The following is a 13,521-nucleotide window of genomic DNA, read 5'->3' as shown; positions in this document are numbered from 1 at the left end:
CGGGCGGGACTCTTTCTCACTGATCCAGCACTTCTTCATAACGGCCTGCGCGGCGTAGTTGACGGACAATGCCATTGAACGCAGCGGTCACCCCCTGTGCCCTGCCGATCTCGTTCTCCTGGCACGCCGCGTCCCAGTAGAGCTCAAGCGGCCAACGCTCTGGGCAATGCGGTAAGAGGCACCGAAGCGCCAGACGAACCTCTACGCCGTCCACGCGCGAGTCCGAGCAGCGGACGACGCCGCCCCGCAGGATATGGACCGATAGCGCGATGACGACGCGCTGGTGGCGAGCGAGCTTTGCCATCGCTCAACGAAAGTCATGCGATTTGAAGCGCACCGCGTCCTCGGGGTCCATGCCTTCGGCGTGCGGCGGCCAGTAGCAGTTGCGGGGCTCCGGCTTCCAACCCGCGTCACCCCGGTCAGGCGATCCGGCATGCTTGGCCCCATCGCCGCGGCCGGTCCGATGGGGGAACGACATCTCGCCCACGCGGTGCAGCAGGTCACCATGGTCGATGATCCGGTCGCAGATGACGTGGATCACCTCCCCCTCTTTCTGCACCCTGCCCTTCATGCCGATCATAGACGCAGACATGATCGTGCGGCGTTGCCGCTCGAACCGATCCGGCCACAGAATACCGTTCGCGATCCCCGTTTCGTCCTCGATCGTGATGAACAACACGCCCTTGGCGGAGCCGGGCTTTTGGCGGACCAGAATGATGCCAGCGACCTCGACGTGCCGGCCATCCCGAATGTTCGCGAGTTCGGCGCATTTGGTCACGCCGCGTCGCGCAAGTTCACCTCGGACGAACGTCAGCGGATGCGCCCGCAGCGACAGCTGCAGCGAGCGGTAATCCTCGATCACCTCGCGGCCGTCCGTCAACGGACGGAGAGCGACGGACGGTTCGATCCCTTCGGCGCTGATCGTCTCTGCAGCGCGATCCGCGGCGGCGAACAGCGGCAGTGGCGCCTCGCCGAGGCCCCTCACCTTCCACAGGCCCTGCCGCCGGTCGGCGCCGAACGCGTGAAACGCATCGGCATCCGCGAGCTTCTCGATCGCGGCGCGCTGGACGCCGGATCGACGCCACACATCCTCGATGGAATCGAACAGCGTCGTGCTGCGTGCGCCTACAATCGCGGCACCGTCGGCGTTCGACAGTCCGCGCACCTGGCGCAGTCCGAGCCGAACCGCGAGGTAGCGGCCGCCTGTCGGCTCCAGCGTGCAGTCCCAGCGGCTCGCATTGATGCACGGTGGCCGCACCTGGACATCGTGCGCCTGGGCGTCGCGGACGATCTGTGCGGGGGCGTAGAACCCCATCGGATACGCATTCAGCAGCGAGGCGCAGAAGACGTCGGGATGATGGTGCTTCATCCAGCTCGACGCGTACGAGATCTTCGCGAAGCTCGCCGCGTGGCTTTCCGGAAAGCCATAGGAGCCGAAGCCCTCGAGCTGGCGGAAGGTGCGTTCGGCGAAGTCGCGCGGATACCCGCGCGCGACCATTCCCTCGACCAGCTTCTCCGAGAAATGCGACACGCCGCCGGTGACCTTGAAGGTCGCCATGGCGCGGCGCAACTGGTCCGCCTCGGCCGGCGTGAAGCCTGCGCCCACAATCGCGACCTTCATCGCCTGTTCCTGGAATAGCGGCACGCCGAGCGTCTTTTCGAGCACCGCGCGCAGCTCAGGCCTGGGATATTCGGGCTTCTCCAGCCCCTCGCGCCGACGCAGATAGGGATGAACCATGTCGCCCTGGATCGGCCCCGGTCGGACGATCGCGACCTGGATCACGAGATCGTAGAACCGGCGCGGCTTCATCCGCGGCAGCATCGACATCTGCGCGCGGCTCTCGATCTGGAAGGTGCCGAGCGTGTCGGCCTTCTGGATCATCGCGTATACGGCCGGATCGTCGTCCTGGAGGTCGGCCAGGCCGACGCGGATGCCCTTATCCTGCTCGAGCATGTTGAAGGCTCGGTTCATGCAGCCGAGCATGCCGAGGCCGAGCACGTCGACCTTCATGAACTTCAGCGCATCGATGTCGTCCTTGTCCCACTCGATGATCTGGCGATCTTCCATCGCGGCGGGCTCGATCGGCACGAGATCGTCGAGCCGATCATGCGTCAGGACGAACCCGCCGGGGTGCTGGCTCATGTGGCGTGGCACGCCGATCAGCTTGCGGGCCAGCTCCAGAGTCAGGCGCAGCCGGCGATCGCCGATATCGAGGTTCAGCTCCTGGACCTGTTTCTCGCTCACGCCTTCAGCGGACCAGCCCCATACCAGCCCCGCCAGCGAGGACGTCAGGTCTTCGGGCAACCCCAACGCCTTGCCGACATCACGCACCGCACCGCGCGCGCGGTAGCGCTGGACCACCGCGGTCAGCGCGGATCGATCACGCCCATAGGTTTCGTAGATCCACTGGATGATCTCTTCACGGCGCTCATGCTCGAAGTCGACGTCGATGTCGGGTGGTTCGCGCCGCTCCCCCGACACGAAACGCTCGAAGAGAAGTTCGTGCTTGATCGGATCGATCGAGGTGACGCCGAGCACGAAGCACACGCACGAGTTGGCAGCCGAGCCACGCCCCTGGCACAGGATGCCGCGGCGGCGTGCTTCACGCACGATCGCATAGACGGTGAGGAAATAGGGCGCGTAACCGAGCTCGCCGATCAACCGCATCTCGTGGCCGATCTGGTCGGTATAGGCAGCCAGCACGTTGCCATCGAACATCCGCTCGACCGCCTCGGTCGCCAGCTTCTGCAGCGCGTCCTGCGCACTCAGGCCATCGATCAGCCGCGCGTGGGGATATTGATAGGCCAGCTCACCAAGATCGAAGGTGCAAGCCCGGGCGATATCGACGCTGGCGCGCAGCGCATCGGGATAATCACGAAAGCGCCGGACCATTTCCTCCGGTGATTTGAGCGCGCGATCGGCGTTGATCTCACGGCGGTAGCCGAGCTCATCAACGGTGCACTTCTGGCGCACGGCCGTAACCACGTCCTGCAGAAGGCGGGCCTCGGGGGCATGGTAGAGGACGTCACCGGTTGCGACCGCGCGGACGCCGGCGCCGCCAGCCTGCCTAGCCAGCGCATCAATACGGACGGCGTCGTCCGGCCGCCGGCGCTGGAACAGCGCCATGTACCCGCGCCGGCCGTAAACCGTCTTCAGGTCGGCAAGTGCCGCAAGGTTCGCCTGATCCGCCTCGTCCGGCAGCAGGATCGCGACAATCCCCTCCGACCATGGCTCGAGGTCGTGCCAGTGCAGCAGGCACCCCCCCTTCCCCGCCCGTTTCTTGCCCAGGGTCAGGAGCCGCGTGATCCGTGACCAGGCGGGGCGATCGGTCGGATAGAGGATCAGGCGGCGCCCGCAGGAGAGATCGACACGCGTACCCGCGATCGAGCGGACGCCGGTCGCCTTTTGCGCCTCCCAGGCGCGCACGACGCCCGCCACCGTACCGATGTCGCTGATCCCAATCGCGGAATACCCGAGCAGTGCCGCCGCCGCGAACAGCTCGTCGGGGCTCGACGCGCCGCGCAGCAGCGAGAAATGGGTGAGCACCTGAAGCTCGACATAGGGCGCGCTCATGCGAACACGCCGTGGATCCACCAGCTGAGATCGCCGGTATCATCATGTGTGCCGTCGCCGCGCCGGAATACCCAGAAACGGCCGCCTGCCTCATCCTCGACGCGGAAATAGTCCCGTACCGCCCAAGTCTCGGCGTCGCGGCGCCACCATTCGCCGTGGATCCGCTCGGGGCCATCGCCGGCGACGACCTTGTGCGCTTCGCCACGCCACTCGAAGCGCCGCGGCGGTTGGTCGGGCAGCAGCGCAATGACGCCCCATAAGGGCTCTGGCCTGGCGAAGAGCCGAACCGGCCGCCGCCATGTCGGCCACCCTGCCGGCATTTCGACCGGGTCGGCGCGCGCGACCGCTCGCTCGGGTACATGGCTCGGGATCGGCGCGATCCGATAGACCGCATTCGGGCCGATGCGGCCGGCGACGACATCGACGAGGCGCGCGATATCGCGCACCAGAACTTCGCCGGCAAGCACTGCACCCAGGTCCACTGCATCGAGCGGCTCGGTATGCGGCGCCACGAGCAAGAATTGTTCGAGGCCCATTCCGGGATCGATGCGCTCGATTCTGAGCTTCAGCAGGCGCAAGAGATGGGAGACATCACGTGTCGGCCGCGATGTCCCGACGGCAACCACCTGTTCGGTTCCATCGACACACAGCCCCGTCAGGCGGATCAACCGCGCACCAAGCCCCCTCGCCTGCAGTACCTCGGCCAAATCGCCGAGCAGATCCTCCATGACCTGCGCGATCGCCTCGGCCGTGCCGATCGGCTCGAGCAGTCGGCGCTCGACGGCTGGAACGGTGACATCTTCGCGCGGCGTGATCGGCTCCGCCACGCCACCGAGCGCCTGATCGAGCCGGGTGATGGCGGGCAGGCCCAGCCGCCGCGCAAGCGGGCCGCGCGCTACCGGCAAAAGGTCTGCGATAGTCTCGAAATCGAACCGCTTGGCCGCACTGAGCGCCGTGCCGGTCAGTCGCAAGGCGGCGATCGGAAGAGGCGATATCGCTCGTATCGTCCCCCCCGCGGGCACGATCGTCAGATCTTCCCGGCCGTACCTTGCAAGCGCGTGCGCAGCGCCGGGCGTGTCGGCGACCGCGATGCGCGCCGTGAATCCGGCGCGCTGGCAGAAGGCGCGCAGGCGTCGGCAAAAGCGCTCTTCTCCCCCGTAGAGGTGATCGCAGCCGGCGAGGTCAAGCCACAGGCCATCGGTCGGCGTCGCGGCCGCAATGGGCGACCAACGCCGAACGGCAAGCAGCGCCAAGCGATCGAGCAGGACCGCGTCCGCCTCTGGCTGGGCGGGCCGGAAGTCGAGATCGGACACCAGCGCGCGGGCATGCGTCGCGGCCATTCCGACATGGATGCCGAGCGAGGCCGCCGCGGCACAGACGGCCACAACTTCCTCACGACGTCCGACCTTGCCGACAAGCGCCAGCGGAGCGTGAGCGGTTGCGGGCCGTGTCACGATCATGGCCGACCGCGTGACCGACTGGTCCTTGTACGGATGGCTCGCAGCTTCCGATCGCCGCCCGAGTTCGCGCATGGGGGGCTTCGCATGCGCCGGAAGCGCGGCTATCTGCCCGGCAACCTCGGCCTTGGTCGGCGATTGCGCCCGCGCCCAGCGCGCACCCGGCCGCCATCCGCCACCCCTCGGGACAGAGCATTCACCCGGATCGTCGTCGACCGGAAGCTGGAGCGCGGGCCGCTCAGGCCGCGGCGTAGCGTGCCGGTCCAGCCGTCTCAGCCGCTCGATGGCCAAGTGCGGCAGGAACAGCGAGACAACCCGTCTCATCACACCCCTCCACGATCAATGAGAAGGACCCGCCGGTGCGTTGACGCGCCAGCTCGACCGACCAACGGGCGCGTCCCACCCCGGCAACCGCGAGCCGCTGCGACGGGGCGCTGGCGACCCGCCAGCGCGTCCAGGCAGCGGAGGGCTCCCCGAGCGGGTCTTGCGATCGGCCCCGCCAGCGGCGCAGGAGCAGTACGGGAATGTCGGCTTCCGCCGCGACAAGCTGCAGGCGGCGCGTGGCGACCATCGAAACCTTTGCCGCCTCGGCCACCACCGCTGCCGGCGTACCATCCCGGATCGCGTCCTCGACGACCGCCAGAAGCGCGGCGTCGTCCTTGGGCTGGGCGTAGATCACGTTCGCCGAGGACAAGCCGGCTTGCGCCAAGCCGGGGGCGTAGAGATCGTTCCGGCAGCTTGCCCAAAGCACCGGGGCGCGCATGTTCCGCGCTTCTCGCGCGGCGACACCGGCAAGGAACAGCGTGGCAGCCGCATCGTCGACCAGCGAACAGGTCCGTGCGGCGACCTCGTGCAGTGCTCCAGCCCGGAGCCCTCCCCCGTTCAGACGATTGTCGAGGTCACTCACCCCGAACGGCAGGACCCGGTATTCGGCGATCGGCATCGCAATGCTTCGCAGATGGGCGATGCTCTGGGGAAGCGAATCGAGGGCGGCTGACATGGTGGTTAGACTCTACGTGTTCGCTTTATGTTCCGTTACCGCCGACGCTTGGTCAACGGATTTATGTCTGCCGGATCGAGTCTTTGCGCTTGACCGCAGCCGAGGGCCAGACGGTACGGAGTCGTAACGAATACGAGGTCTACAGCGCGATCTCGAGTGAGTTGCCAGTGTCGCCGCGCACGATCGCGGGCAGTCGCCACGAAAACTGACGGTACGCACCGAATGGAACGGTTACACAACAGACCAAAAACAAACCAAGAAGATTTTGCTTTCGTTCTGCCATCGGCTGACTCATAGAATCGAGATGCCGATCCGCCCTGAAAACCGCTGGCTTTACCCGATCGACTGGCGCCAGCTGTCGGACGTGATCCGGTTCGATCGGGCCGGCGCGCGCTGCGAGCACTGCTCGAGGCCGCATATGCGTCGGGTCGCCCATCTTGGCGATGGTCGCTGGTGGGATGCCAATGCCGTGTGTTGGCGCTCCGGCCGTGGCAAGCGGATCGCGCTCAAGGGCGGCTTCATTCTGGCGTCGGTACGAACGACTTATGTCGTGCTGGCTTGTGCGCATCTCGATCACGATCCAGGCAACAGCATGCCCGGCAATCTCGCGGCGCTCTGCCAGCGTTGCCATATGATCCACGATGCGGCCGAGCATCGATGGCAGCGCTGGTGGAACGTCTTTCGCCTGCGCGCAATCCGCGACCTGTATGAAGATCCGCGCGTCACGCGAGAGCGCAGTGCGCATTAGAAACCCGGCCGAAGTCTTTGCGTTGGCTCGGGCGCCAGCTCGGCGATCGCCCCCTGCCCGCACCCGGGCTGATACACCTCGACCACGTCATGATTAGCCAGTTTGCGGACCATCAGGCGGGCGCCCGCGACATGCGCATCGTCGAGCAGCATCATTGTATCGGCGCTCGGCACGGCTAAGGTCCGGCCAGATCCACTAGGGAGAGTAAGTAGCATGAACATCGGTGAACTGGCGAAGGGCGTCGCTGGGACGACAGGCACGAGCGAGGCAGAGGCCAAGGCCGCAATCGCCGCCGTGTTCGACCAGATCGCAAGCGCGGCCGCAAAAGGCGAAGAAGTCTCGATCGCCGGCTTCGGCAAGTTCTCGGTGAAGGATCGTCCCGAGCGCCAGGGCCGCAATCCGTCGACCGGCGAGGCGATGACGATCGCTGCATCGAAGAAGGTCTCGTTCACGCCCGCCAAGGGCCTGAAGGACAAGCTCTAAGACCAGAGTGCCGGCGGGCGAAGCTTGCCGGCACCACGATAGGGTGCTCGGATGTGCAATCGATACAGGCTGACGGCGAAACAGGAGGAGATAGCCGCGACGTTCGGCATCCGCCCGCCTTACGAGCCCGACGAGACGTACCCGGCTCCCGACATCTTTCCGACGGGCAAGAAGACGCCCTTCTTCGGCCAAGTGGTCATCCAGGACGGCACCGACCGGAAGATCGAACGGATGGAGTGGGGTGTACCGACCCACGTGCCGAGCAAGCGCGACCCAAGCGTCAAGCTCACCAAGTACGTGACCAACGTGCGCAATCTCAACTCGAGCTTCTGGCGGTCGATGCTGACAACGCCGGCGCGCCGTTGCCTGGTGCCGGTAACGGCGTTCTCCGAGTTCGGGATCGCGCCTGGCGAGGATGGAAAGAAGCCGCTGCACTGGTTCGACGTGCCTAGCCGCCCGATTTTTGCCTTTGCCGGAATCTGGCGACCGACCGAGCGCGGGAATGCTTACGGGTTCCTGACCACCGAGCCGAATGCGATCGTCGCGCCGATCCATCCAAAGGCGATGCCGGTGGTCCTTCACGACGACGATTATGATCGCTGGCTATCGGCCCCATGGGACGATCTGAAGGGGCTCGTCGCCCCCTACCCTTCCCAATTGATGCGGCTCGGCTGACACGCCCATGATCCGCGTAATTTAGCTGCCGCAGTTTCAGTTTTATGCGCTCCGCTGGTGCGCGCGCCAGGCGTCGTTCCAGTCGTCGTGATGCTCGGGCACGCGGCTGATGAGTTCGCGCCCGTTCGCTGTCAGGTGATCGCGTGCCTTTTCGAGCAGGCGGTCGGCCGCACGGCCCCGGTCACCGTAAACGATCACACGGCGGACCTTCTCCGGGATCGCGACGAAGGCTAGCCGTTCGACACCGCCCAGCGCCCATGTCGGCGTCCCGAACCATTCGGTCGCCGATCGGGCGTCCTCGATCCCTTCGGCAAGGCCCAGCTCGTCGGTCGCAGGCGCAAGACGGATCGCAGCTGTGCCGAGCAGTCCGAGCGCAACCTTCGGCTTTGGGATGGGCTTGCGCAGCACATCGACAGGATCGAGGAAGGTCCGCTGGACGGCAACCAGTCCGAGGTCGTTTTCGACTGCGGCGATCATAGCGGGCATGACGCGTCTGTCGGCACCGGAGCCGAATATGGTCGCCGGGTTGAAGCGCAAAGCTTTGGGATAGGGCGCGGAGAGGCCGCGGGCGACGAGATAGGCTTCGGCGAGCGTGCCCGCGACCGGCACGCTGGCATTCCAGAGACGCAGGGCGAGCGCGCCCATGTCGCGCTTTGGTTTTCCCTCCGGCATTGCCACCGCAGAACGGTCGTGGAGCTTTTGGCGCTGAAGCGCCTTCAGCACCTCGAGCGCTGTACAGCCGGCAAAACAGTGGAAGAGGATTGCCGAATCGCCGAGGCGGACGGACAGGCTGGGGGAGCCATCGTCATGGGCCGGGCAGCGGCATTCGCCGCGAGTGCCGCGCCACACCCCGCCGAGCTGTTCGACGATGTTCTTGGCTCGAATTTCGGCATCGAGCGGTAGTCTCGCCATCGGCCACGTCCTGTGAAGTTGGTCGGTTTCGGTCACTCTGGCCTCCGGAAAATATCACCGAAGGCACAGGCGGCATCCTCCACTCTGGATGGTCGGCAGGAGCCGGTCGGCCGCGCGCTGCGCGATGATCTCTTTCGTCCGGGTGGCGACCCAAGCGAGGATCGTCACCCGACCGGGCCCAGACTGCTACGCGGGCTGGACCGCAACGCGGCGGATTTGAACCGCGCCGCCAACCCGCTCCCGCTCCCAATCAGCTATGCTCGGCTTCGGCCTTGGTCAGGATCGAGAAGGTGTCGGCAATCAGCTCGGTGCGGTAGGAAACCTCGTTGCCTTCGCCGTGGTTGCTCTCGCGGACCCGGCCGGTGACATGCACCAGATCACCCTTCCCGGCTGCTTCGACCTGGGGTCCGACATTGGAGAAGCACACGACGCTGTTCCACAGCGTGTCGGTCTTCCAGTCGTCGCCGTCGCGGCGGTTATAATTGGCGGCGACGCTCACATAGGTGACCTTCTCGCGCGCCGTGATTTTGCCGATGCGACCGATGATCCGGAACTCGGCAATATTCTGTGGCATGATTTCCTCCTTCGTTGATGTTCGGATCGGATCCGGCGGGCCTGTGCGAGCCTAGCCGCGCTCCTCTTGGCGGTGCGCAAAGTGGTAGCGCGCCAAATTTTCAGGCGTCGCGTATGTGTCGTAGGCCGTCGTCCAGTCGCGCCGGATGGCCTGCTGCGCCGTCCGAAGTGGCACGCGGCGCTCGCAAACCAATCGCCACAAGACATAGGCCAAGGCATTCTTGTCGGCCGCGTTCGCCTGGCCGCGCCGGGGCTGGAGCCACAGATCGCGTAGGTCGAGCGGCGCGCCGCCAAGCGAGATCGGGATCAGATGGTCGAGTTCGTAATCGGCGAAGGACTCGCCCGGATGCTGCGCATCCATCAAGCGCCGTTTGACGGGCGCGGTAACCGCGAAGGCGGGGCGGACCGATCGGGCATAGCCGGGTCGGCAGATCGTCGTGCCGATGTTCGCCTGAGTAATAGAGGGATCGACGGCCCCTGGCGTGTCGCGGGGCGGCAAGATGCTGGTTCGGTCCACCCGCAAGAAGGGATTGCGGAGCGCCGTCGATAGGCCGGCAACGGCATCGCAGAAGTCATGCGTCGCAGCGACGCTGCAGGCCGAAACCTCCCCTCGCCTCCCAGCCCGCTTGTCATCGAACGGCCGATACCAGAAGCCGATGGCGATCAAGAGCGCCAACCCGCCCGATATAGCTTGCAGCTTCAAGAGCGAATGGCCCGTATATCCACCGTCGTCCCAGTCAACTCGAAACCACTCGACAACCGAATCAGCTAGGTGCTGGCCTAGCTGACAATTACCCAAAGCGGTTTGAAACACATCTCCTATGGTCATGGTGCAATACCGTGCCTCTAGTCGCAATAGATTACGCCGTATCACTCCATAATCGCGAATGGATCGCTCCAGATGTGTTGTTGTTTGCCTTATGCTTCAGGTTTAGCCTTTTGATGTCGATGTCCTCTAGTCGCTGACATCTGCTTGGGTTCAATTCAGCAATGGTGCTTTGGTGTGCTTCCGGCGAGTATCGTAGCGAAGGCAATTCAACTCTGTGCCGCCGGGCTAGCCGGGGCCGGAACGCCATCTCCCGCGTCGCTCGCAATCTCCGTTCGTTCGGGTGCGGTCCTCGCCAGGCAGCCCGACAACGCAGCTGACGCAGAGGCGACGGTGCGTGATCTGATCGCGTTGGGCGCGGACTTCGAGGCGGGGCCGCTGGCGATCCGCGGCCGTGATTTCGCGACTTACGGTATCACGCCGGCAACGGTTTTTGATGCCTGCGCGCTCTCGCATATCGACGACGACCGGTCTTCTATCGGCTCCGTGGGCGCGCTCTCGGCGTCGAACGTCGCAGCCCTCGTTCGTCGCGCCTTTGGCTCGCGGATCACCGATACGATCCGCCCAATGAACGCCAGCTACGGCGCGCGGTATAGCTGGCACAAGTTCGGCCAGGCGGTCGATTTCGTTCCCGCAGGCGGCGTCCACGCGATCGACCGCGAGCAGATCCGGGCCCTCATGGCACAGAGCGGTATCCGGATCATCGAACTGCTCGGGCCGGGGGATCGCGGTCACGCGAACCACTGGCATGTTGCGTTCGCACGACCCGGGCAGGTCATCGACCGGACCCGACCGATCGAAGGCGACGAGGACTGGATCATCACCGTCGCACAGGGCGACGCGCCGTCCACGCCGACGCCCGCCGGAGTTGAGGCGGCCCCCGCACCGACCGCGCAGGCCTCGGCCCTCGCCCTAGCCGCCAATGCACCGGCGCAGTGGGACGTGTTCGCAACCGAAGAGTGGCGCGCAACGCATGGAGGTGGCTCATGATCCGATATCTGATGACCAAGCTGGGCGGCGCCACTGGCGCCATCGCGCTTTGCGTGGCCGGCGTCGTGGCGGTCGCGGCCCCACAACCCGCCTACGCGTCGGACTGGGGGTGTCAGGTGGTCCTCTGCCTCGCGACACCCGGTTCGCCGACGAAATATGTCGAGTGCGTCCCCCCGATTACGAAACTCTGGAACGCCCTCGCTGTCGGCGGCTCGTTCCCGACCTGCACCGGGGTCGGCGTCAAAATGAAAAAGGCCAAGCACGGCTACGACCTGACCGTAACGCAGGCCGATGGCGGAACGTCGCGGTACGCGCTCGACACCCGCTACCAGACGGTGACGCAGCAATGATCCACGCCATCGCCGCGATCACCATGCTTGCGCAGCAATGCGCGCCTGAGATCGCGACCGAGGCGGTTGTTCCCCTCGTCGTGACCGAAAGCGGCGGCGACGATCTGGCGATCAATATCAACAAGGGGCCGCGTGTCCGCGCCGCGTCGATCGCCGACGGTGCCGCGCTGGTGCGCCGGTACATGGCGGCCGGCTATACGGTCGATGTTGGTCTGGCTCAGGTGAACTCCGCCAATTTCGCGCGACTGGGTGTCACCGTCGAGCAGGCCTTCGTCCCTTGTACGAACCTGCGGCTCGCATCCTCGATGCTGCGGGCGGGATATGGCCTCGCGATCCAGCATTATCCGGGGCTGGACGCGATCTCTGCGACCTACTCGCTTTACAACACCGGCACGCTGACGCGCGGTTTCCGCAATGGTTATGTCGGTCGCATCTGGTCGTCCGCGAGCCACATGGGGACTATCCAGACGCCCCCGCCCAATCCGGGCTCGCCGTCCGCGACAGTTCTGACGGCGAGCCCGGCCAAGCCAGCGGCCGACAACGATAGCTGGGTGGTGGGGCAGATCGCTTCCAGCGCGGTCCAGGTCTTCGAATGAGCGCGGATAACAGCGTTGCGCGGGGCGGCCTCGACGCGGAGACGCAAGCCGGACAGGCGGCTTTCCAGATTCCGCCTGAGCTGGCGACACGTTATCAGGTGCGGATCATCGAGCCGTCCGACGGCAGCGAGCGCCGCGTCGGCATGTTCCTGCCGACGGATCGGGAGAACCCGTCGATCGAGATTGCCGGCGATCGCATCGTTGCTCGAAACGAGGATCCCGAGACCGTCTCGGCCCTGGTCACGATCGCCAAGCACAATGGCTGGGCGGGAATCGACGTCGAAGGTTCGCCTGAGTTTCGTCAGGCCGTGTGGACGGCGGCGTCGCGCGAAAGCCTGACCGTGCACGGCTATGAGCCGAGCTTCGACGAACAGGCGCGAATGGAAGGGCTGCGTCGCGCCGATGCTGCACGACGCGACCGTGAGGTGGCGGAGAAGCCAGCGCCGACTGTCGAACCCGTCGCTCCGACGGCGGCTGTCGGGGCGACGGAGGCGACAGTCCTCGCGCCGTCGGCCGACGCGGAGAGGAACGGCGCGCCTCAGCCGTTGCCAAGCGGAAGCAGCACCGAATTGTCCGACGCAGACAAGCGCCTCCTGTTGACGGTGAGCGTCCACACGCAGGATCGCAAGGCGCTCTACGCGGCCGTCAGCGAGGACATGGACCCCTTGCGGAGGGAGGTTCAGGCCGAACGTATCGATCTGAACAGGGATGCGCTGAACGGGGCGCTGGAGCGGGCCTTGGAAAGCCCGACGCTGGTCAGCGCCTTCTCAAGGTCCGGTTATGAACCCGACGGTCTGCGCCAGATGGCGCGCGACGGCGCGTGGGACGGCGAGGTCGCCGATGCGATCTACATCGTCCGCTCCGGGCTCAACCGGCACGAAGTCGCCCGCGAAGCCGGTGCGAACGTGCCGCTCGGCGGCGCGCTCGCCGCCACGCCCGAAAACCGCCTGGCCGGCGAAGCGACGGCTGCGCCCGAGCGACAGCCCGAACAGGAACCCCATATCGTTCGGGAGGAGCGCCTTCATCAGGCCGCGCCTGAGCGACGTCACGAAAATGACGAACTGGCCGAACTGTTCCTTCATGGCGGGGCGGAGCGTATTGCCGCCGAGCCGCGGCTCGCCAACGCGCTACAGGCGCAGGCGGCAATGGATCAGCACCTTGGTGCGGCGTTCGATGGCGACGCGGAACGGATGACGTCCGCGAGCTTGGAGAGCCGCCACATGATCTCGGACGTGCTGCGGCGCGGCCTGGATGTTTCGGTCCGCGAGCCGACGCCTGTTCGGCAGGTCGAGCCGATCCGCCCCACCCACGATCTCGAGAGGTAAACCCCAAGCCAT

The 13,521-nt window shown here is 65.8% G+C and carries 15 protein-coding genes; 7 read left to right on the top strand and 8 right to left on the bottom strand.

Annotated features, from left to right (window positions below; genetic code table 11):
* Positions 1–16 precede the first annotated feature (16 nt).
* From AC1MH0_RS21645 to AC1MH0_RS21630, 4 genes are read right to left on the bottom strand one after another with little or no spacing between them, the layout of a single operon-like run.
* A complete protein-coding gene (locus AC1MH0_RS21645; RefSeq protein WP_480962167.1) occupies positions 17–304 on the bottom strand; it encodes a hypothetical protein in 288 nt (95 codons plus the stop codon).
* Positions 305–307: 3 nt separating this feature from the next.
* Complete coding sequence (locus AC1MH0_RS21640; RefSeq protein WP_480966199.1) at positions 308–3,574, bottom strand: error-prone DNA polymerase; 3,267 nt, start codon at positions 3,572–3,574, stop codon at positions 308–310.
* The gene (locus AC1MH0_RS21635) at positions 3,571–5,355 is read right to left on the bottom strand and encodes a Y-family DNA polymerase (protein WP_480966198.1); all 1,785 of its coding nucleotides are present in this window, start codon (positions 5,353–5,355) and stop codon (positions 3,571–3,573) included. Before AC1MH0_RS21635 ends, AC1MH0_RS21640 begins: the two co-directional genes overlap by 4 nt.
* Positions 5,270–6,031, bottom strand: coding sequence for an ImuA family protein (locus tag AC1MH0_RS21630; protein WP_480966197.1), 762 nt, complete (start codon positions 6,029–6,031; stop codon positions 5,270–5,272). Before AC1MH0_RS21630 ends, AC1MH0_RS21635 begins: the two co-directional genes overlap by 86 nt.
* Before the next feature lie 304 nt (positions 6,032–6,335).
* Here AC1MH0_RS21630 and AC1MH0_RS21625 point away from each other — a divergent pair, with 304 nt between their 5' ends.
* Complete coding sequence (locus AC1MH0_RS21625) at positions 6,336–6,779, top strand: hypothetical protein (RefSeq protein ID WP_480966196.1); 444 nt, start codon at positions 6,336–6,338, stop codon at positions 6,777–6,779.
* Here the strand turns inward: AC1MH0_RS21625 and AC1MH0_RS21620 are convergent.
* Positions 6,776–6,952: a hypothetical protein gene (locus tag AC1MH0_RS21620; protein WP_480966195.1), complete on the bottom strand. Its 177-nt coding sequence runs from the start codon at positions 6,950–6,952 to the stop codon at positions 6,776–6,778. The two genes, AC1MH0_RS21625 and AC1MH0_RS21620, sit on opposite strands and share 4 nt — an antisense overlap.
* 40 nt (positions 6,953–6,992) lie before the next feature.
* Here AC1MH0_RS21620 and AC1MH0_RS21615 point away from each other — a divergent pair, with 40 nt between their 5' ends.
* On the top strand, positions 6,993–7,262 hold the full coding sequence (locus tag AC1MH0_RS21615) for an HU family DNA-binding protein (RefSeq protein WP_037533376.1): 270 nt from the start codon (positions 6,993–6,995) through the stop codon (positions 7,260–7,262).
* Between the two features lie 51 nt (positions 7,263–7,313).
* Complete coding sequence (locus AC1MH0_RS21610; RefSeq protein ID WP_480966194.1) at positions 7,314–7,937, top strand: SOS response-associated peptidase; 624 nt, start codon at positions 7,314–7,316, stop codon at positions 7,935–7,937.
* Positions 7,938–7,979: 42 nt separating this feature from the next.
* Here AC1MH0_RS21610 and AC1MH0_RS21605 read toward each other — a convergent pair whose 3' ends face one another.
* The 3 genes from AC1MH0_RS21605 to AC1MH0_RS21595 form a co-directional block, all read right to left on the bottom strand.
* On the bottom strand, positions 7,980–8,849 hold the full coding sequence (locus AC1MH0_RS21605) for a DUF7146 domain-containing protein (protein WP_480966193.1): 870 nt from the start codon (positions 8,847–8,849) through the stop codon (positions 7,980–7,982).
* 250 nt (positions 8,850–9,099) lie between these two features.
* Complete coding sequence (locus AC1MH0_RS21600; protein WP_037533373.1) at positions 9,100–9,423, bottom strand: single-stranded DNA-binding protein; 324 nt, start codon at positions 9,421–9,423, stop codon at positions 9,100–9,102.
* Between the two features lie 51 nt (positions 9,424–9,474).
* Positions 9,475–10,089 (bottom strand): hypothetical protein, encoded by a 615-nt coding sequence (locus tag AC1MH0_RS21595; protein ID WP_480966192.1) that lies wholly within the window; start codon positions 10,087–10,089, stop codon positions 9,475–9,477.
* Positions 10,090–10,581: 492 nt separating this feature from the next.
* Between AC1MH0_RS21595 and AC1MH0_RS21590 the strand changes: the two genes are divergently transcribed.
* From AC1MH0_RS21590 to AC1MH0_RS21575, 4 genes are read left to right on the top strand one after another with little or no spacing between them, the layout of a single operon-like run.
* Positions 10,582–11,238 carry a muramidase gene (locus tag AC1MH0_RS21590; protein ID WP_480966191.1) on the top strand — a complete coding sequence of 219 codons (657 nt, stop codon included), beginning with the start codon at positions 10,582–10,584 and terminating at the stop codon, positions 11,236–11,238.
* Entirely contained in the window at positions 11,235–11,588 is a 354-nt protein-coding gene (locus tag AC1MH0_RS21585; protein WP_480966190.1) for a hypothetical protein, read from the top strand. The genes AC1MH0_RS21590 and AC1MH0_RS21585 overlap by 4 nt, the downstream gene beginning before the upstream one ends.
* Entirely contained in the window at positions 11,585–12,184 is a 600-nt protein-coding gene (locus AC1MH0_RS21580; protein WP_480966189.1) for a lytic transglycosylase domain-containing protein, read from the top strand. The genes AC1MH0_RS21585 and AC1MH0_RS21580 overlap by 4 nt, the downstream gene beginning before the upstream one ends.
* Complete coding sequence (locus AC1MH0_RS21575; protein ID WP_480966188.1) at positions 12,181–13,509, top strand: LPD7 domain-containing protein; 1,329 nt, start codon at positions 12,181–12,183, stop codon at positions 13,507–13,509. The genes AC1MH0_RS21580 and AC1MH0_RS21575 overlap by 4 nt, the downstream gene beginning before the upstream one ends.
* Positions 13,510–13,521 lie beyond the last annotated feature (12 nt).

It is taken from the genome of Sphingomonas sp. AP28, from assembly GCF_056680455.1.
Note: the sequence above shows the minus strand (reverse complement) of the source record. Positions and strands in the feature narration are given on the sequence as shown.